The following is a 19,518-nucleotide window of genomic DNA, read 5'->3' as shown; positions in this document are numbered from 1 at the left end:
ATCCATACCGATGGAATGTTCGACCGACAGTAATGGACAAAATGGATGCTCATAAAAACACAAGAAATGGTGATCGACGGATGATCGATCTATGCTTGCTCGATATTATCTCGAATCATGCTTTCTTCGACATCCGTATCGGGATGTTCAGTATTTGCATGTTCTTGGACCTCCTCAAGCACCTCTTCTTCAGTTACTCCTTCCGCAGTAAAGTCACATCCCTCGACTACACAGCTAAATTGTCGTGGCATACGGCTTGCTAGTCCAGTCAGTACCATCAAACTACTGGCGGCCAGAAGCTGGTTCAGTATGCGATTCACATGAGAGCAACAGGCTCACTGGAACTCATTTCGCACACAAACTCCCACACAAACGCGGTTGTGGACGTCCCGAATTGACTCAGTTTGGAACGGACTCAGTACGGCTACTCGTAAGTACGGCAGTTGTATCGGCGGCTTTCGGCTACAAACCAGTGGGAGTGGGAGACGTTGTAACCGCCACCGCATTTGTGGTCGGAGAGGAGGGGGACACAGGCAACACGCCAATGAGAATTCACAGTGAGCCGTTACTCGGAGGGAGAATATCGAGAACACTTTCAAGATTCGTGTCATCATGGTAGCGAACGTCCTTATTTTGCCGGTCATATTCGATGACCCCATACTTAGCGAGCTTCGGAAGGTGGATGTGAAGAAGTAAGATTCGCACCTGCTCAGTTGTCGCTTCCTTCTCACTCTTCATATGAATGTATGTGACAAGCTCGTCAAAATCCGCGACGTCAGCATCCCTTGTTTGGAGGTAGGAGAGAAGGTGACGTCGATACGAGCTAGACAATATCTGACACGCCTTACTCGGTGAAAGCACGGGACGCTCATGCTTGGTCATATTGTTGGGCGTACCAGGACGAATTGAACAAGTACTGGGGCTGTTCGAACAAGGTATTTTTGTGTAACCGTGTCAGAACGCCTTACTCATGTTGTATCGACTCAGAAGCGTTCAGAAGCACATGCTCAAGTAGTGCTTTATCCCACTTCGAATTAGATCGGAGAGCGACTGCAGGCCAATGTCGAATACCTCCGCCAATTCAGACAGCGTGACTTGCCGAGGTGTCTGAAAGTACCCGTGTTGAAGGGCCGATAACAGTGCATCACGCTGTTTTTCGGTGGGCACACCTCCTAGGAGATAATCACCTGCCTCGGTCAGCGTCTGCATCTGACTGATCGTGTACTGAATATCGTTCTCGCGGCAATGGTTATGGAACGTGGTGAGCTCTTCCGGATTAGGAAAGAGGATCTCGAACCCGCACGTTTCAGTGTCGTAGCATTGGCGCTTCGAACGATCGTCTCGGCGACAGTAAATTCCTCAAAAAATCCGCCATTAGGTACATCCCAATTCAGGAGATACAATCGCCGATCGTCAACCTCTTCGATCACAACAACCTCTTGGACCTGCTCGTGAGCCCAAACACTGTGCTCGAAATCATCTCAATCTGCATTTCTGGCCCAGAATAAGGGAATGGCATTCGTTCCAATGGGGACGATTCGCTCGAATTCGATTTGTGTCTCCGTCTCTGCAGTGAGTAACCGACCGAGGGAAACTCCGCCGCTGGAAGTGAGAGATCAACAAGAGTTGCCATTGATTCGTCTGATGTTCGCTCTGAGCAGTTTAATCCCCGCTGGAAAGCCAACGGAGATGCGTTATGATCGAAGCAATGGACAAATCCCAGTAAACGCTACGAGCAACAGAATGAGAAGTATCACTGCTCACTCCTTCATGCACCTATCGCTTTTCGGGGTCAATCTCAACAGCACCGTCACTCGACACGGTCACCCAGTAACCTGCATATTGAAACGAGATGTTACCAACTGCTCGTGACGACCCATCGACTTGTGGTGCAAAGAGCGCATCAAGGGCGTCTGGATCGATCACCTCGTACAATGGTTCGAAGTCGTCGACTGAGCGGTCATCTACCTCCGTAATTGCATTGAGAATCTGGTTGGCTAGTGAACGAGGTGCACTATCACGTAGTGATCCATTTCCGGTGTCTGTCGCGTTCATTTTCATTGGTTCCTCCTACAAGAACAGCTGCCCTGATATGGCAGGGTGTTATTGTCGCTACTGCCCTTGACGAGTCGGCTGACTGGGGCCACGGTTAAGAAATTAATGGAACTTTTCTGTCTAATAGCATTCATCACTACCCCCACCGGAAGCGGACGCTAGACCTCAACCTGCAATTATTCCAGCGCCGAGTGGTGGCCAATCTCCAGAAGTGCCTCAAGCCGGTCGTTGTTCCGATATTAAATCGCTTCCTCCTTCGAATCATACTCGAGCAGGTTGTGATCAGCCAACTTCGGGAGGTAGTACAAATTCAGCCGAAGACGTTCGCGAGAGACAGCGAGCGAGTGCGTAAGCACATCAACGAGTGCCTGATGGAAAATCGGTGTTCCCTGCGTTGTCGTGAGAGGGGAGAGGTTAGAGCACTGCTGTTGATTAGCAAGGAATGTAAACAGTGTGTCGAACGAGGGCTCCGACGTTGGGAGTGTAGCATCGGTTGGTATCGAAATCACCGATGTGGAAGAGAAATGGATGGCAGTAGCTCCGTCGTGATCTAAGAGACTATCTAGGCGGCGTATACTGGATCCCTCAGGCCTCCACTTCATATAGACGGTTGGCATTTTTCTATTATCTGATTAATACTTACCTCGAATCACGACAAACGGCTGCTAGGCAATGAGCCCTGTTCGATACTACAGCGAATTTCCCGAAGTGCTTCGTCAATGAACCAGCATCTGAATCCCGGAACGGAACAAAGGTAATTCAGTCGTAATGGCTTTCGTGTTCGAGCCGAATCTCCACCTGCTCGAAATTCTCCGTCGCAAGCTTTCCTTCTCTCCATTGAGCGCGACCGATGTACCAGATACGCGCCCTGAATCTAACACGCTGGACCCCTCAACTGCTGGTAAACTCCGCGCAAAAGGACGTTTCTTTACTCGTGTGCGCCCCCGTCAGTCGTGGACTCCGTTGAGACGATATCTCGTTCCCCGTTTTCATCGAGCTGTTCAGCGACAAGGACTCCTACCTGGTCGTGGACACGCTCGACAGTCGTAACGACGGTTCCGAGATCAGTGAGTACGTTCACGAGCATCCCGACGCTAGCTGCATCGACCCCGTGGCCGAATAGCGGTTCATCAGGGTCGGGTGAGCCGAAGAACATCGCGTCCCCGAGAACGAACCGACGTGGGCCGAGATCGACGATGGCCTCAATAGCCTCGCGCTTTTTTTCATCGGAGAGGTGGTGTAGGGCGAAGTTCGAGACGACGATATCTACTTCTCCGTCGTAGTGCGGGTTGCGGAACTCACCGTAGCCGAACTCCACGTTCTCGAGACGGCTGTCGGAGGCCTTCGACCGCGCCTGTTCTATCATCGTGTCACTGATATCGCGACCGACGACGTGACAAGCCTCATCAGCCAACGCGAGTGCAATAAGGCCCGTCCCCGTTCCGAGATCGAGGACGACATCGTCGGGGCGAGGGTCTGCGAGTTCGATGACGAGTGAGGCACACGCATTGTAGATCGGCTTCTCTTGGCTGCCGTGCTTGTCGTCGTAATGATCGGCGATTTGTGAGAAGCGATCGGCGAGGTCCGCAAGAGGCTCGTCCATCATTCCCACCTCCCGTCGAAGTCTTCCTTGGACAGTTCCATGTTCACGGTCGCGCCGACCGTGTGTCCATCGGCGACGGCGGACGGGATCGAGGCAGGAGACCCGCTCGCGGCGTCGCCCGCAACGAAAAGTCCCTCAACTGATGTGAATCCGATACCATCTTGGGATTGCATCGTTTCGACGAGCCCCTCCTGGTTGACTTCGAGACCGAGTCGTTCCGCAAGCGCACTATGCTGGCGTATCGGTGGGCCGTAGAAGAGGGCGTGGCGAGTGACCTCATTCCCATCCGCGAGTACGATGTGTTCAAGACCACCATCCGAGCCAGTGAGTGCGACGATCGGTTCGTCTTCGATCTCGATTCCTCTGTCGATGAACATCGATCGCGCTTCTTCATCGAAGACGTCCCGGCCATCGGTGAATACGACGAGGTCGTCACTCAGATTGTAGATGAGCGTCGCGTACTCGATCATGTGTTGGTCCGTAACCACCACACCAAGCGGGTCACCTCGAACTTCGTAGCCGTGACAGTAGGGACAATGATGTACGCCCTTTCCCCAGAACTCCTCGAATCCATCGGTGTCGGGAAGGCCGTCCTTGACACCAGTCCCTAATACGACCTTCCGGCTCGTGACGGTCTCGCCGGAATCCAGAGTACTGGTGAATCCGTTGGTGTCTCTACTCACATCCGTTACTTTCGTGTCTCGGAACTCGCCTCCGTATCTCACAACTTCCTCACGACCGAGCTGATGGAGCTCCTCCGGTGGGATACCATCTCTCGTCAGATACCCATGGGATTCAGCTGCGGAGCTATTACGTGGTTCACCGTTGTCACAGATCAAGACACTGCGGAGCGAGCGCCCTAACTGGAGGGCGGCACTCAACCCCGCAGGTCCACCGCCGATGATGAGAACGTCGTATTCAAAATCACGGGTATCAGTTGTTTGCATAGAATCTGCAATGAGGGCGGCAGTCATAAGGTTGTCGTTGCCGGAGGCGAGAGTCGTTGAACAAACCGAATCGCAACCCTATGGCTCTTTAACGGCATGATACTACAGTGAATTTGGTGTCAGGTGAGCCTGGCCGATTGCTCGGGAGATATCTACTTCTGAAAACTATTGCACTTTTTGTGCAAACTTTATGTGAGGGGAGTACTAATTCTCGACAACAATGCCAGAAGCCGTAGAAAAACAACTCCAGAATGAGCGGGAGTGGGAAGGTCTTCTTGACAGTATGCTCGGGTTGAACAAGCTCGACAGAGGTGTCTTTAGACTGTTAGCGGAATCTTCTGAGCCGCTTACTGTGGATCACGTTGCGGAGTTTATCAATAAAGAGCGGACGACCGCGTACCGCTCGGTCAAACGGCTCGAGGAGGCAGGAGTTGCTGTGCAGGAACAAGAAAGCTGTCCAAAGGGAGGCTATCACCACGTGTATCGAGTCTCCGACCCGGACGAGATAGCGGACGAACTCCAACGAATGCTCAACCAGTGGTATGCTGAAACTGGACAGCTTATACAGGAGTTCCGTGATACGTATCTCGAAGATCATTCTTCAAAATAGTCAATCGTTTCCCAGTCATGGGATTTGGAAGCAGGGTAAATCGATGGAAGAACGTGGCCGCCGATTAGCTGACACATTTATCTCTGCTATTGAACTCCGTAAGCACCTCCGAAAGATCGAGTCGACAGTACTTCACTTCATAGGCACCGTCGGTGACCCTCACGACATAAGCAAGACCAATTATTTCCTCTATTCCCGCAAACCGCTTTTCCAACCGTTCATATTATTATAGAATGATTATAAACATTCGTTTCTCGGACAAGTTGCACGGATTTGTTCGGTATTAAGCGAATACAGATATATAATCAATCTTGTGTGGGATTTAATTCCACACAATTATTGACTATGAGCAACGACCGACAGCACAAACTACCTGAATCTCACGACGAAACGGATCGATACACTGTCGATGATGCAGTGGAACTCGAGAAGACCGCGTTCGACGACTGCTCGATCGGCCGTCGTACGTTTCTGAGCGTCGCGGCTGCGACCGGTGCCGCGCTCACCGTGCCGAGTGCGGTATCGGCTGAGGTCACCGACGGCGCGATGACTGACCTCGCAGAGTTTGCCATTAACGCCGCACCCGATGGCCACCAAGTAACGCTGGTCATCGAGTTCGAGGATACGGATTCCCTCAATGCGTTCTACGACGAGTATGGTGAGCCGAACTGGGACATCGAGGAAGACGAATTGCCCCCGAAAGTTGTGACTCGCGAGAAGCCAACACCTGCAGCCCACGCCTATCTCACCACCGCCGAGCTCACGGATGCTCTCGAACTCGGCGGCATCGAGTATGTCGACTTCTCACCGGGATCAAACCCATTTTGGAAGCTCGGCGATGCCTACAATGACCGTGTTTTCCCAAAGGTAGAGGATGCACGCGATTTCGTTTCCCACAGCGAACTGGACCAAGGACTCCATTATTTGGCTACGGAGTACTCGGATCGGCTCCGAGTGCACGCTATCGGCCACAGTCCGGGGTGGGAGAACCTGTACACGAACGAAGATTCCGACCCGAAAGACGTCTACGTTGCGGAAGTGACAAAAGATATTCAAGACGAGGCGTCATTTGCCGAGAAAGACAAGGTCGTCTTCTCACTTAGCATCCACGGCGACGAACCTGCAGGTCGCGTGGCCGGCACACGTATTATCGAGGAAGCTACGAAGGGCGTCGCTGACGACTTCGAGGACGTTCTCGACGACATCGTCATCGTATTCGTCTTTATCAACCCGGACGGCTGGGTCGCCCGGAAGCCACAGTACGAATTTGAGACGTGGTGGGGCGGCACGGAGCGGTTCCGATATGATCGGGGTAACGCAGCCGTCGGGGACACCAACCGGCAGTACCCGACAATGGGATGGGTGTATCCTGGATACTGGCCCGCCGAGCCCGAAAATACTCCCGAAGTCCGTCCTGACGACCCGCAAGGTCGGGGATACGAGGACATGGTTCCGGATGCGTTGGCGGTCGTCGAACACTTGCGGGGATACGACAACGTCGAGTACCTTTGTGACTATCACATGATGGATCTGTCGGATTCTATGGTATTGAACCTCGAGTCCAATGCGCCCTACGACCACAACGGGACCCACAACTTGGATGAGGTCAATATCCGAATTGGTGACGGAATGACGGATCACTGGGAGAGCCCTGAGTCAATCGCTAACGACACGTCTCGCGCCAGTGAAGCTATCCACGGCATCGAGGGATATGTCCCGGAACGATTGTTGGACTATGGGACGATCTACGATTCGCTGAGTTACCAGATCACCGGCGGGTTGCTTGGCTGGGCAGGACAGCCCGAGGAGTTCGGTGGCCTCGGTGCCGTGACGGTTGCACCCGAGCTGGTGCTCCGAGACGGCTATGATTTCAAGCCGTTCATCGAACGCCGCCTCGAAATGGCCTACCGTATCTCGATGCGCGAGTACGCCGAGATGACTGCCGCGGAGACCAACGCAACCGTAGCGACTGGTGGACAAAACACCGCCTACGTCGGCTCTGATGTCCTGACACGTCGATCGGCAGATCTCCCATATACTGACGAGACCCCCGGCAAGGGCAACGGCAACGGTAAGAGCAATCCCCGTGCTACCCGGGTTCAACGCCGTCATGAGACCGTTCACCCGGGTCCGGGCGGGAGTGCGAGTGCATCGTCGGATCGCAGTACGCACTCACTAGCGGTACAGTTCGATGCCCACGGCATCGACGAAGGTGTCGTCAAGCTGGTCAACCCCGGCGGTCAAACTGTCCGTGAAATCGATCTTGCCGGCCCGATTGCTGATGGTCTGAGTCACTTCTATGTCCCTGATCCGGATAACGGCGACTGGTCGATCGAGTATGATGGTGATGCCGACATCGACGTCGAGATGGTTCTCCTCGAGACGGAGGACGAATATCCAAACCCCGAAGAGGTTCTCGGCTACTCTCAGCGCGAATACGTCGTCAACCCGATGCAGTTCTTCGAGGATCTCGAGCCATTTCTCGAAGAGGGGACGATCAAAGGCCTGCGCGTCCACGACGTGCGGATTGGCCGCTTAATGCGAGGCAACTCCGGCAAGCGCCGGTACGACAACCTCGTCATCGCTCACGATGACGGCGTCGACGATCAACGGTATGTCTCGGCTATCGAGGACTTTGTCGAAGCCGGCGGTAACCTCGTACTCACCGACGCTGGGATGAACCTTCTCGGGCGTCTCGATGTCGGCCAAGCCGCGGCGATCGAGTCTGACGACATCGAACACGGGACGACGAACTTCCCAAACCTCACGAATCGAGATCTCGACCACCCGCTACTGACGGACGTCAGACCAATCCAGCAGGAAATCTGGAAAATATCTCAGCTCGGATATACGACGGGTGATGATTCGCCAGTCTGGACCGTCGACAGTGATGCCTTCACAGACGCCGGCGGCACTGTCGCTGGCATCCTCGGGGAAGACGGTGACGTCGGCGCCGGTATGTTGTCTGCCGGCGATGCAGAAATCAACGTGATTGGTTCTGTCTTGCCGCCGGCAAACCAGCGGGAACTCCATCCTTTTGGCATGGCCGATTACACTCTGTCGTTCATGGGACACTCCCTCATTTGCAACGCGCTTGGCTTCGAGCAGCGCCGGTATGTAAACGGCGAACTCGTCGGTACCTGGGGCGAGCTCCGATAAGACAGCCGGTGGGTACCATTCAACTTGTTTTATTCGAAGATAGCATGACGGCTGTCATGAGTAAGTGATGGAGTGTCAAGAGCTTTGGACGCAAGATTGAAACTAGTCGAGGGTCCTCGAATCGGAGGTGGGCTGTTCAATAGACTCCCCCATCGTCGATTGTCGGCTGTGCATCGAGTAGTTCGACAGTACCCTGTGTGCCATCAATACGAATATATTGACCAGTTTGAATCTTCTTCGTCGCTTCAAGCACGGAAACGACTGCTGGCAAGCCGTATTCACGAGCGACAAGCGCTCCATGGCTGACCGAGCCACCAACTTCAGAAACCAGCCCGGCGGCGTTCAAAAAGAGGGGCGTCCACCCGGGGTCGGTCGATGGGGCAACAAGTATCTCGCCGTGTTCAACCGTCGCAACCTTTGGATCACGAATAACGCGGGCGACTCCCTCAACGATGCCTGCCGAGACACCTGTCCCGACGAGTGTTCCATCGGAGACCGTCTTCTTTTCCGCCTGCCCACGAACGGATTCACCTTCACTTGTCAAAACGGGGGGAGCATCCAAGTTGACATTGTGCTCGTGTTCTCGTCGGCGAGTGACGATATCGACCTCGATTGGCTTGCCATCAAGTGCATCGAACAATTCGTCCCGGTAGAGATACCAGACATCGTCCGGGCGATCAAGATGGTTCGTAGCGACGAGCAGTTTCCCAGCGTCCAGTAGCGCCATTCGCCACGCGGTGAACGCCCGGGCAGCCTCCTGTTTGGGATATTCTCGGAGATAAACTGTATCACGGTAAGTGCGGATGAGCCAGCGAACGTAGCGGCGGCGAAATGGCCCGGACAAACCGTGATCTGCATGTGCCTCGAGACGCCCTGCGGCCGTCTCGGCGTTATCTACAAGGCGCCGGATACGTTTGCGATGGTCGCCTGCAGATTCATCCGCGAGGTTTGCCCGGATGACTGCAAGGAGCATGGACGGGTTCTCTCGCCAACGAGGCCTACTGAGGTCGATTTCCCCGGTTCCGCGGTGACCAAATTCATCGAGGAAGGCATCAAACGCGTCACAAAAGGTCTTGCTTCCCGTTACGTCCTCGAGTTCTGCGAGGGTGGCACCATCGCGGATAGCATTGGCGACTGGTGGATGGCCCCGTGCAATGTCAGCGAGATCTCCGAGACCGAGATTGATGCGAGTGACGACATCGCGTTCGAAACCTCGACCAATCGCGTTTACGTCGGCTGGCTGGTTAGGGAAGGTTCGTTTGAGCCAGCCACCAAGCGCGAATGCAAGAAACAATGGGCTGATTTGCGGATAGACTTCACGAAGGATCCGCCTGATGTCGATGGTCTCGAACACGGCCCGCGCACGAGCTTCGGGAGACCGAGCGGCTGTGGCCTGTCCAGTGAACAGTTCGCCAATACCAGCCAACGACTCCTCGTCGAGAGGGCCCCCACGGCCAGCTAGCGCACCGAGGATGTTCTGAACGATGCGCGGGATCGCGGGGGTGATCAGCCAAGCCAATCGTCCGGTGGTCACGATGTACCCCGGGAGGGCGCCGACGGTTATGCCACGGGATTCGAATTCTTCAGGCCGTTGTGATACAATATCGTCGAGACTGGCGGAGATTGGTTCGTTTATCGCGGCGATTCGCTCGATCAGCCAAGCGCGCAGGTTGGGACGGCGTAAGAAAGGGGTAACATCGATAAAGACCCGTCCCCCGGCCGTAACCGTCGGGTTACCGAGGGAGTCACCAAGACCCATGGCAGACAGTGCGTTTCCAGTGTAGGTTTGCCAAACGTCTTGGACGAGCGGCGGCATCGCTTCCGGCATTGCTTGCATGTGGCCCATGCTGATGTAGACATGAAGGTTGCCGTCGTCGGGTGCCGGCGATGGTCGTGGGAACAGGGACGTAATGGGGCGGGACTGCAACAGGACGAACTGGCCGTTTACAAGCGCCCATTCAACGTCCTGTGGTGTTCCAAGTAATGATTCTGCCCGCTCCCCTAGCCCGACAAGGGTGCGAAGTTGGTCATCGGTGAGCACACGCATTTCTCGGCGGGCAGATGGAAGTTCGACCCGAACAGTTCCACCCCTCTTGGTGGGGTGTGTCTCGTTGGGTCCATTGTTTTCCGTCTCATCGCCAACAGTGCTGTCTCCTTGTAACTCGACAGCAACCGCTTTCGTGCCAACGGCGTATTCTCGGACCTCGTCGGTGCGGGTGTCCACTAGAGCATGATCGGGCGTGACATCACCGGCGACGATACTCTCTCCAAGACCAAAACTCGCATCGACCGACGAGAGGTGACGATTTCCGGTCGTCGGATCTGCGGTGAAGAGGACGCCTGCGGCTGTCGCATCGACCATCGGTTGGACGACGACGGCCATCTCCGTGTCAGCATGGGTGATGTCATTGCGCGCCCGGTAGGCAACCGCACGGTCAGTAAAGAGACTGGCCATACACTCGCGAACGCGGTCGAGGACAGCATCTGCCTGTACGCCGAGGAACGTCTCATGCTGACCGGCGAACGACGCGCTTGGGAGGTCCTCGGACGTAGCACTCGACCGGACGGCAAAAGAATCAGTATTCTCGAACGTTGCCATCGCATCGGTAAGCGCTGTTTCGGTGGATACACTGAAGCTGCGATTCATAATAGCCGATCGAAGGTCAGACGCAATCGCGGTGAGTGTGTCGGTGGTGGCCGAATCGAGTTCGTCTAGCCGACCGATCGTCTCGCAAATCTGCGGTGAATCGATGAGCTCGCGGTATGCAACAGTCGTAACGATGAAGCCGGGAGGGACAGGAAAGCCCGCCCGTGACAGTGCGGCCAAGTTCGCCCCCTTGCCGCCAGCAACCCCGATATCGTCGGTGTCCAAGTCCTCGAACCATCGCACGACGCTCGCGTTCGAATACTCTGGCATTGTAATTACTATTGAATTGATAGGCATCGAGCGACCATAACGATCTAGACATACGATTACAGCCCACATCGACGGGTTATAATGGGAAAAGCGGAGACGTCCCTGATGGAAACGGAGAGTATTATTCGTCGATCGTATCTGCCAGGACAAGCTGGTCGCCATCTTCAAGCGGTGTTGCCTCGCTGCTTAGCTGTTGGGCATGAATACCATTCTTCATAACAACGAGGTCATTCGGGTCGATATCAGAGTCCTCCGTCAAGTCTGCTAGCACGTCTTCAATGGTTGCTCCGTCGTCAATACATATGGTGAGTTGTTTATCACCCAGTACGAATCGCGCTGTTCCGTATGTACGGACTTCGATCTGCATGACTGGGCTTTGAGTGGAGACCTCATGTTTGTTCGGAAAGCCCATTGGTGGTATACAAGTGCTCGCAAAACTAACCTTGGCCCGATGCATGTACGGTGTCACTTCTTCGGGCCGCTTCGGGAGGTAGTCGGTGAGAAGACCGTCGAATACAATGTTACCCCAGAAACGACCGTTGAAAGTCTTCTCACGACGATCGCTACGGACCATCCTGGTCTCGAAAAATTGCTATTCGAAGACGAGGAGATACGGGACTCGATGACGATCACTCGAAACGGCACGCATGTGACCTACCAAGATGGGCCCGACACGGAACTAGAAGCAAATGACGAAATTCGTGTCACCCCATCGATTCAGGGCGGGTAATCAGTCGTCTGCGGTCACAAAGCCATCAACGTTGCTCTCAGGGACGGTGCCATCGTCGTTCCAACCTCGTAGCTCGTAGTACTCCTGGATCGATTCCTGTAGATCCGGCAATTCGTAGGGAAGACGGTCTTCGTCTGCATCTATGCCGCGTTGATTGTTGAAGTGTCGTTCGAGTTCAATCACCCGCGACCCCACCGTGAGCAACTCCTCATAATCGGCCCGAAGAATGGTCTCCTTTTGTTCTTCAGTGAAGTAGTCACCTGAGAACGCACAAAAAATTCCACTGTCACGAATTGCGTGATGGTTCTCTTGTTCGATGAGGACTTCGGCCTTGCCGGCAGTTCCGTCAGGGTTGATCTCACCATCGTACTCGAGACCGAGCATCGTCGAGTACATATGGTCGGCCCCGCGATTCGCGACAGCGTACGAGAGACCCTGTCCGTGGATTGCACGACCATCGTGGGCTGCAAACTCCATGCCTTTTACGGTGAAGTTTTTCACATCAAGCTCATCGTGGGCCCGATTGACGCCTTCTGCGAGTAAATCTCCTTCATCATTCCGGTAGGCAATCTTTTCGACCAGTTCATGAACACGTTCGGCGTTGCCGAATTCATCGTGTGCCGCGAGGTACGCAGCGACACTATTGCCACACGAGATAGTATCCATCCCGTAGATGTCGCATAGCTTATTGGACTGCATCACGTCGACGATGGCGCCAATACCGCAGTTCGACCCGAACGAGAACACCGTTTCGAATTCTGGGCCCTCGGTTTCGATGTCGCGTTCCTCGTCCCTAGTTGGTAGTTTACAGGCGAAAGCACAAACCGAGCAGGCTTCCTTCGTGAACTTTTTTTCCTCAACAGCATTTCCACCGATCTCCTCGACGTGTTCAAAGGACTGCTCGGAGAAGTACCGCGTCGGCAATGAGAAGTTGTCGTTGATGAACTCCGTTCCTGCGGTCGTTCCCTGTCGCTTCATCATGTCATCGGTGGTTGCGGCCTCTTTGTGAAGCTCCGACTGGACGTCTTCATCGATCTCGACAGGGGGTGTTGAATCGCCTCGGAAAGATACTGTCTTTACGTTTTTCGAACCGAGAACGGCACCGAGACCGCCGCGGCCGAAGGCTCTGGTGTTGTAGGTTATCGGACAGGCGAACCGGACAAGATTCTCACCGGCAGGGCCAATAGTGACAAGATTTTCACTCTCAAGTTCGTGACGCTCGTTCATCGCGTCGGTGACTTCAGGAACGGTCGCTTGTGCGAGATCGGGTACTTCCTCGAACTCAACGCCCTCGTCAGTGATATGAATCGCGAGTAGCTTATCGCTCGCACCGGTTATCTCGACAACACTGTGGCCAGATCCGACAAAATTCCGCGAGAGATAGCCGCCCGCGTTGGTAGACAGTAATCCATCGGTCAGTGGTGACAGTCCAGTCATATTCATCCGACCGGTGAAACTCATCTGCGACTGCTGGAGCGGACCAGCCGAAATGTATGCACGATTTTTCGGTCCAAGCGGCTCAGCGTCAAACGGAATGCGATCGTGAGCGAGTATTGTTGCAACTCCTCGACCGCCCATGAACTGTGCGAGGACATCTTCGATATTGGTTGTCGATGTAGATCGATCGCTTACGTCGATGGTGAGGAGGGATCCTTTCGCATGAAGCATTACGAGTGATAACGAACTTCGATGATAAAAAGTCATGGTTCAGCACCGACTTCAGACAATCGCGATCTCCTCTGCTATCGGGTGGCCCTTCGTACGACCTGTGTGGGAAGAGATATAAAATTTCCTAGCAATTCGTTTGGATCGGTAGATACAGAAATGGGTTAGCAACCTCGGTGCGTATCGTGGTCCGTCGCCCTCTTTATACACCGAATTTGGCGATGCGATTCGCAATCGTGAATACCTCAGCCACGTGCTTAATGCCGACGAGCAATTATGGGACATTCCGTCTAACGATCACTACTGAGGGGGTCAGGCAACGTAGGGTGAGACACAAAAGCGAATGGATCGTCGTCACACCGCGCATGTTTACGAACCGTTTCACGGTCGTTACTTGAGAGACTTATCTGTGGTTTGGGTGCGGGCGTTCCCGTTCCGCACTGCTGTTGCCGACATACAATCGAGACAGCCGAACACCTCGTCGTCGTTGTTCCCGAAAACACGGGTGAATTCCGGCGTTACAAACGAACCACAGCTCCGACATCGACGCTCATTATGACCGGCGTTCCCTTGGATCGCTCGTTGTGGCTGATGCATGGTTGAAAAAACGTTTTCAGGCGTCGTTCATCCGCTGGCGGGTTTTAGCTCCACACCGCGTGCATTCTGTTATTCGGTACGGTTCCCGTGAGAACGCAGCGTTCTCCGTTTTGTTACTTTCTGTGACGAGTTCGACCGACACATTGTGGTGTGTCTTTGCCGCACAATTTTCACACTGTTCAACCATTTCGTCGGTGTTAAACTGTGGTACAGACATTGTAATCGTTCATTCTGGAGGATTTGGATGCTTCAGCGATCTCGGAATACTATCGAAGCGGTTTCCACCCTCTCTACTAGGTGTTAGTTACCGCCGATCAGTCGGTCTGTTCGTTGCATGTGCAAGGTTCTCATCTATGACCGCTACTATCCAACAGAATCCTCGACCAAGCTGTATCAGAACATGTATTATTGATTTTGTTTGATGGTAGTGTTTTGACATGCAACCACGACTGGTTTTGGGAACCACATCTGCACCCACCTACGTTAAACCGGAGTTAGGAGACATCGAATTCTACAGCTTCAGTTGATCCACAGGTGGGGCATAGCTGTTCGGTTGTCTCGAGTGACGCCCCGCAGTGGCGTCACTCGCGAATAACATTTTCATTTATTGAGAGCCACTGCCGTACTATACCTGGGAGTGCCATCTTATCTGTCCTCTCTGACTCAACGCAATAAAAAATACGGCCTATTCTCAATCTTATATTAAATCACACGGTGTGACAGAGTCGAAAGTAGTGCCTTAAGAGATACAGATATCCTGTATCAAACGACTCTCCTGGAGTTTTCGGTCTCCAAGGGATGCGGGGGCGCTCGATAGAAGCGTCCGTATTCGAAAACCGATGGCTTACGAGTACCAATTCTGCAATGTCGTTTGACGAGCACGACACCCGACACGACGAAATGAATGGTGACAGTGGACAAGTACTACCAGACGTGGAAAGCACGGAAGAATTCAGGGAAGCTGTTTCAGCATGCATGTTGCCGCTGTAGGGCAGAGGTCTTGAAATTCGGCCGTTTGCTGAATCGCTGACGGTGTGTCTTCCCGTTGAATTTCGCGAAAGCCAAGATCAGCGAAAAATTCGTCGGCAGTCGTTGTGAGGAGATAGAGTTCGGTTACACTAGAAGTAGCCGCCTGTTCGAACAACTGATGACACAATGAGTGACCATACCCCTCGCCTTGCTTTGACGATTCAATTGCTACGGAGCGAAGCAACGCGACCGACTCATAACATTCGAGACCACCAACACCGACTTGGGTGGAATCAACAGTATATACGAAAAGGGAGTCTTGCTGTGCTTCGATATCGTCTGTGGGTAGATCTTGCTCCTCGAGGAGTCGACGAATGTAGTCCAGTCGGTCTTCAGTCGCCGGGAGTAGTCGCCCACGTTCGTTTTGGCTCATAGTGGTCTTATCGAAATCGTTCGTTCACTGCAGGGGTTTTCGACCTTCAATCGCTGCTGACACGACGTAGTCACTCAAATCGCGACTGTCGTCCCACTCTCGGATGAACTCGTCGCTCTCCTCTTTCAGTTCGATCTGTACCTCTTCGAACCCAGCATCCGCGAGCATCGTTTGCAGCGACTCGATCGTCGCCGCACCCGCGATACAGCCCGTAAGGGATTCGATGTCGTTTCGAGCGACGGCGGGCAACGGTGCGGTCATCACGACGTCGGAAATCGCAAGACGCCCACCGGGACGAAGTGCGCGATAGGCTTCGCGGAAGACCTGCGGTTTGTCCGGTGAGAGGTTGATTACGCAGTTCGAAATGATGACGTCGACGCTCTCGTCCGCTACTGGCAGGTGTTCGATTTCACCGAGACGGAACTCCGCATTGGTCACATCGTTCTTGTCGACGTTCGATCGGGCACGTTCGATCATCTCCGGGGTCATATCGACACCAATCACGAGACCCTCCTCACCGACTTCTTCCGCGGCAAGGAAACAATCGAATCCGCCACCGGAGCCGAGATCGAGGACCGTCTCTCCTGCTTCGAGTGACGCGATAGCGTTAGGATTCCCACAGCCAAGCCCGAGATTGGCGCCGTCAGCGATCGAATCGATGTCGTCGGCCGTGTATCCGAGTTGTTCCGTTCGCCCCTCGAGTTCGGTATCATTACAGCACGAGAGTGAATCACCACAGCAACTAGATTCGTCGGTCGCGATGGTTCCGTATCGTTCTCGCACCGCTTGTCGTTGGGTTTCGGCATCGACGATCGTTGCATCGTCTCGTTCGGAGTTGGTGGTGTCACTCATGGGTATCGTGTCGAATCGCATCGAGTGCGTTCAGAAGCGTTACTGCTGGCTCTGTGGTTTCGTAATATCGCCACCGGCCCTCCTTCCGCCGAGTGACCAGTCCATCCGTGTGCAGGCGCGAAAGTGCATGGCTGACCGCGCTTTGGCTCACCCCGAGTGAGGGTGCGAGTTCGCAGACACAGATCCCATCATCGCTCGCGGCGATAAGTCGGAGGGCTTCGTACCGGGTGTCGTTCGCGGTTGCCGAGAGAAGCGTCACGTCGTCTCGGAGGTCGCTCTCCGAAAGGGGCTGCTCTGTCGCACAACAGTCTCCGTCTATCGGTTGCTGGCTGTTGGACACCGATTGTGTTGATTGTCTGCCTTTCATCTGAACACATTCTCATATGTACGGTTGTTCATATAATCGTTGCGGTGAGCACGCCCAATCGACTATTGAGGAGCAATCTCGAGTAGTTCTCACTCCGTACTACGATTTTGAGCGAAGAAGAGGAAATCCAACGATTGCTGTCAAGCTGTCTTCGTGCCGTCGAGTGCAACGAGAAGGGCGGTTGCACGCCCCGTTGTTCGATACATTCGCCACTTTCCGTCTTTGCGTCTCGTGACCAGCCCCGCTTCCGTCAAATCCGACAGTGCGTGGCTGATGGCACTCTCACTGACGTCGAGTAGCGGTGAGAACTCACAGACACAGAGCTCACCATCGGCCGCGTGCAGTAACCGAACGATCTTGTAGCGTGTCTGATTAGCAAGTGCAGAAAGAACTCGGACGTCGGATTCGAGTGTCGTCTCGTCAGTCTGTGCACCGAGAATTTCGAGTTCGTCGACGCGTTGTTCGACGTCTTCCTCGCAGCACTCGCCCAACTCATCGGTGAGATAGCGTCGAAGTCGGTCGTTGGTCGCCATTACCGTACATTTGAGCAAACGCTTCAATAAGAGTTCTGGAGTCCAGAGTCCGTGGAGAGTCTTTGAATCGAATTCTTGTGTGTTCGTTCCCCTTTTGGTTATTTGCTGTAACATCGGCTCCAGACTACATTGCAAATTTTCCAAGATTGACTCCTTCTCCGTTTGAACTTGCCCTCTCCATATATTGTGAGGTACTGTGGCATTATTATCAGGACTGTCTCCTCAGTTCATATTTGTCCCAAATATAGCCGTAGACTTCGAAACTTTAATAGAAGAGTTGTTCAATTGATCATCGATGAGCCAAACATCTACTCAGACTATCCCGGTTGCGTTTATGTGCGTACAGAATGCCGGCCGAAGCCAAATGTCGACGGCGTTTGCAGAGCGGGAGCGTAAGCAACGTGGACTTGAAAACGCCGTGGAAATCGTGACCGGTGGGACGCATCCTGCAGCTCACGTCCACAAGATTGTTGTCGAAGTCATGGACGAAGAAGGGTTTGACCTCTCGGGTCGGACGCCACAAGCCATCACGACTGATGAACTCGAATCCTGCGACTACGTCGCGACGATGGGATGTTCGACGCTCGAACTCGATACCTCCGCAGATGTCGATGTTCGAGATTGGGCGCTTGCCGACCCCGATGGACAAGACCTCGATCAAGTCCGCGAGATCCGCGACGACATCGAACAACGAGTGGTTGCACTCTTCGATGAGATTGAAGCCGACCTTGAATGAGTAGCGGACGAATCGAGCAGCAATATGTCGCTAGCAAGAACCAAGTGCCAAACTCGTTTATCTGATTTTGCAGCAAGAAGGACGGCTGACTCAGTTAGAACTGCATGAGAAGACGTTGCTCTCTCGAAGCACCGTCCACGCAGGTATCGACAAGCTTCTCTCGTGTGGAGTCATCGAAAAACAGGTGGAGCTTACAAGACGCCCGAGGATGAGCCACAGCGTTGGCTCAAACGGTCCGAAAATTCTGGAAACTAGATTACGAACTAGTTGGAAATATATTTCGGTCTGAAATGGTTGCAGATCGATGAATCAGCCGGAATCGTGCATTTTGGATCATTTATACTGGGTGTAGTTTCATCTTCCACCGCGAACAGAAGTTGAGATTGCTGTTCTCAATGTATAGCGGTCGGTTATATTCGTACTGGTGAAAACTTCGGTTCTAATGTACAATCTCAATTGATTAGTCTGAGGAAATACTAAGGTCGCTTATGCAGTGTATGTAACCATGAGTACGTCGACCCTCCCACGAACCCTCATTCTCGGCGACAATCCTCGGACGAGCGTCCGAGCGTTGGTTGCTGGACTCGTGATCACTGGATTGGCGGTAACCCTGCGATTCGTCTCTCCAACGATATTGCTTGGTCCAGAACTTTCACTTCTCGCTGCAGTTGTTGGGTTCTTCCTCGCGGTCGCTGTCGGCCGTTACAAGGGAGGCGTACTTGTTGGGATTTTCGCAGCTGCCATCCCAGTCTTTGCCCTTAACACTGCATCGACTGCCATCCTCGAACCTATCTCTCTTGACCTAGCAATTCGCGCCGTACGGAGTTCTGCATGGTATACTATTGGAGTGGCAGTGCTGGTTGTCGGGCCACTTGGTTACGCTCTCGGCAGGAGTTCACCGTCCGGTGGCGAATCAGTGCGTTCACACTTTTGTGTCGATCGAAATCAATACGGTCCACTGCTCGTCTGGAGTTTCATCGCGCTAGGGGTTGCTGTACTTTGGACGGTACTCCCGGTGTCCGCAATGCTCTCGTCGGTCGCTTTCTCACCGGTACCTGCCGCTACTGGACTTGTGGTGGCCGCAATACTCGGCTATCGTGCCCGAGGAGCTCCTGCGGCGGCCATCGCTGGTGGTATCGGCGTTAGTGTAGGTATCCGATTGTTTACGCAAGGATTCAGCACGCTTGAGATGGGAATGGAAGCTAGTCCATCGCTTATCGCCATTGGCACGGTCATGTTCATCGGTTTCGTCGATGGGATCCCACTCGGCTTAGTTGGGTATCGTATCGGACGAACGATTTGAGTGGAAGTTGCGCCTGGCGTGCTCAACGCATGGGTTATCAGA

At 53.7% G+C, this 19,518-nt stretch carries 21 protein-coding genes; 6 read left to right on the top strand and 15 right to left on the bottom strand.

What is annotated here, in order from left to right:
- Window positions 1-89 precede the first annotated feature (89 nt).
- From OOF89_RS21665 to OOF89_RS21650, 6 genes are all read right to left on the bottom strand, one after another.
- A complete protein-coding gene (locus tag OOF89_RS21665; RefSeq protein WP_266081946.1) occupies window positions 90-251 on the bottom strand; it encodes a DUF1059 domain-containing protein in 162 nt (53 codons plus the stop codon).
- A gap of 301 nt (window positions 252-552) precedes the next feature.
- Window positions 553-882: a DUF7344 domain-containing protein gene (locus OOF89_RS24845; protein WP_456071298.1), complete on the bottom strand. Its 330-nt coding sequence runs from the start codon at window positions 880-882 to the stop codon at window positions 553-555.
- A gap of 111 nt (window positions 883-993) precedes the next feature.
- Window positions 994-1,209: a helix-turn-helix domain-containing protein gene (locus OOF89_RS24695; protein ID WP_407661663.1), complete on the bottom strand. Its 216-nt coding sequence runs from the start codon at window positions 1,207-1,209 to the stop codon at window positions 994-996.
- 567 nt (window positions 1,210-1,776) lie between these two features.
- Window positions 1,777-2,055 (bottom strand): HalOD1 output domain-containing protein, encoded by a 279-nt coding sequence (locus OOF89_RS21660; protein WP_266081945.1) that lies wholly within the window; start codon window positions 2,053-2,055, stop codon window positions 1,777-1,779.
- 928 nt (window positions 2,056-2,983) lie between these two features.
- Complete coding sequence (locus tag OOF89_RS21655) at window positions 2,984-3,658, bottom strand: class I SAM-dependent methyltransferase (RefSeq protein ID WP_266082813.1); 675 nt, start codon at window positions 3,656-3,658, stop codon at window positions 2,984-2,986.
- On the bottom strand, window positions 3,658-4,605 hold the full coding sequence (locus OOF89_RS21650) for an NAD(P)/FAD-dependent oxidoreductase (protein WP_266081943.1): 948 nt from the start codon (window positions 4,603-4,605) through the stop codon (window positions 3,658-3,660). Before OOF89_RS21650 ends, OOF89_RS21655 begins: the two co-directional genes overlap by 1 nt.
- Before the next feature lie 220 nt (window positions 4,606-4,825).
- On the opposite strand from OOF89_RS21650, the gene OOF89_RS21645 reads away from it, so the two are divergent.
- On the top strand, window positions 4,826-5,215 hold the full coding sequence (locus OOF89_RS21645) for a helix-turn-helix domain-containing protein (protein ID WP_266081941.1): 390 nt from the start codon (window positions 4,826-4,828) through the stop codon (window positions 5,213-5,215).
- A gap of 345 nt (window positions 5,216-5,560) precedes the next feature.
- Window positions 5,561-8,374 (top strand): M14 family zinc carboxypeptidase, encoded by a 2,814-nt coding sequence (locus OOF89_RS21640; protein ID WP_266081939.1) that lies wholly within the window; start codon window positions 5,561-5,563, stop codon window positions 8,372-8,374.
- A 136-nt stretch (window positions 8,375-8,510) separates the two neighbouring features.
- Here OOF89_RS21640 and OOF89_RS21635 read toward each other — a convergent pair whose 3' ends face one another.
- Both OOF89_RS21635 and OOF89_RS21630 read right to left on the bottom strand, forming a co-directional pair.
- On the bottom strand, window positions 8,511-11,291 hold the full coding sequence (locus OOF89_RS21635) for a PEP/pyruvate-binding domain-containing protein (protein WP_266081937.1): 2,781 nt from the start codon (window positions 11,289-11,291) through the stop codon (window positions 8,511-8,513).
- A gap of 121 nt (window positions 11,292-11,412) precedes the next feature.
- The gene (locus tag OOF89_RS21630) at window positions 11,413-11,658 is read right to left on the bottom strand and encodes a MoaD/ThiS family protein (protein WP_266081935.1); all 246 of its coding nucleotides are present in this window, start codon (window positions 11,656-11,658) and stop codon (window positions 11,413-11,415) included.
- A gap of 84 nt (window positions 11,659-11,742) precedes the next feature.
- Here OOF89_RS21630 and OOF89_RS21625 point away from each other — a divergent pair, with 84 nt between their 5' ends.
- Window positions 11,743-12,021 (top strand): ubiquitin-like small modifier protein 1, encoded by a 279-nt coding sequence (locus OOF89_RS21625; RefSeq protein WP_266081933.1) that lies wholly within the window; start codon window positions 11,743-11,745, stop codon window positions 12,019-12,021.
- On the opposite strand, the gene OOF89_RS21620 is transcribed toward OOF89_RS21625, so the two are convergent.
- The 7 genes from OOF89_RS21620 to OOF89_RS21595 form a co-directional block, all read right to left on the bottom strand.
- Window positions 12,022-13,689: an aldehyde ferredoxin oxidoreductase C-terminal domain-containing protein gene (locus OOF89_RS21620; protein WP_266081931.1), complete on the bottom strand. Its 1,668-nt coding sequence runs from the start codon at window positions 13,687-13,689 to the stop codon at window positions 12,022-12,024.
- Window positions 13,690-14,076: 387 nt separating this feature from the next.
- Complete coding sequence (locus OOF89_RS24840; protein WP_456071297.1) at window positions 14,077-14,283, bottom strand: DUF7563 family protein; 207 nt, start codon at window positions 14,281-14,283, stop codon at window positions 14,077-14,079.
- 16 nt (window positions 14,284-14,299) lie between these two features.
- Window positions 14,300-14,500, bottom strand: coding sequence for a DUF7835 family putative zinc beta-ribbon protein (locus OOF89_RS21615; RefSeq protein ID WP_266081930.1), 201 nt, complete (start codon window positions 14,498-14,500; stop codon window positions 14,300-14,302).
- A gap of 735 nt (window positions 14,501-15,235) precedes the next feature.
- Window positions 15,236-15,685, bottom strand: a complete 450-nt coding sequence (arsN2, locus tag OOF89_RS21610) for an arsenic resistance N-acetyltransferase ArsN2 (protein WP_266081929.1) — start codon at window positions 15,683-15,685, stop codon at window positions 15,236-15,238.
- Window positions 15,686-15,709: 24 nt separating this feature from the next.
- Window positions 15,710-16,537, bottom strand: a complete 828-nt coding sequence (locus OOF89_RS21605; RefSeq protein WP_266081927.1) for an arsenite methyltransferase — start codon at window positions 16,535-16,537, stop codon at window positions 15,710-15,712.
- Window positions 16,530-16,904: an ArsR/SmtB family transcription factor gene (locus tag OOF89_RS21600; protein ID WP_266081925.1), complete on the bottom strand. Its 375-nt coding sequence runs from the start codon at window positions 16,902-16,904 to the stop codon at window positions 16,530-16,532. Before OOF89_RS21600 ends, OOF89_RS21605 begins: the two co-directional genes overlap by 8 nt.
- A gap of 140 nt (window positions 16,905-17,044) precedes the next feature.
- Entirely contained in the window at window positions 17,045-17,437 is a 393-nt protein-coding gene (locus OOF89_RS21595) for an ArsR/SmtB family transcription factor (protein ID WP_266081923.1), read from the bottom strand.
- A 295-nt stretch (window positions 17,438-17,732) separates the two neighbouring features.
- Between OOF89_RS21595 and OOF89_RS21590 the strand changes: the two genes are divergently transcribed.
- The 3 genes from OOF89_RS21590 to OOF89_RS21585 all read left to right on the top strand — a co-directional run bounded on the left by OOF89_RS21590 (window position 17,733) and on the right by OOF89_RS21585 (window position 19,476).
- Window positions 17,733-18,173, top strand: a complete 441-nt coding sequence (locus OOF89_RS21590) for a low molecular weight phosphatase family protein (protein WP_266081921.1) — start codon at window positions 17,733-17,735, stop codon at window positions 18,171-18,173.
- A gap of 67 nt (window positions 18,174-18,240) precedes the next feature.
- Window positions 18,241-18,462, top strand: coding sequence for a winged helix-turn-helix transcriptional regulator (locus OOF89_RS24690; protein WP_407661662.1), 222 nt, complete (start codon window positions 18,241-18,243; stop codon window positions 18,460-18,462).
- Between the two features lie 216 nt (window positions 18,463-18,678).
- A complete protein-coding gene (locus tag OOF89_RS21585) occupies window positions 18,679-19,476 on the top strand; it encodes a hypothetical protein (protein WP_266081919.1) in 798 nt (265 codons plus the stop codon).
- Window positions 19,477-19,518 lie beyond the last annotated feature (42 nt).

The sequence above is a fragment of the Haladaptatus caseinilyticus genome, from assembly GCF_026248685.1.
In the GTDB taxonomy this organism is placed as follows: Archaea; Halobacteriota; Halobacteria; order Halobacteriales; family Haladaptataceae; genus Haladaptatus; species Haladaptatus caseinilyticus.
This window is presented reverse-complemented; position numbering and strand designations above follow the sequence as displayed.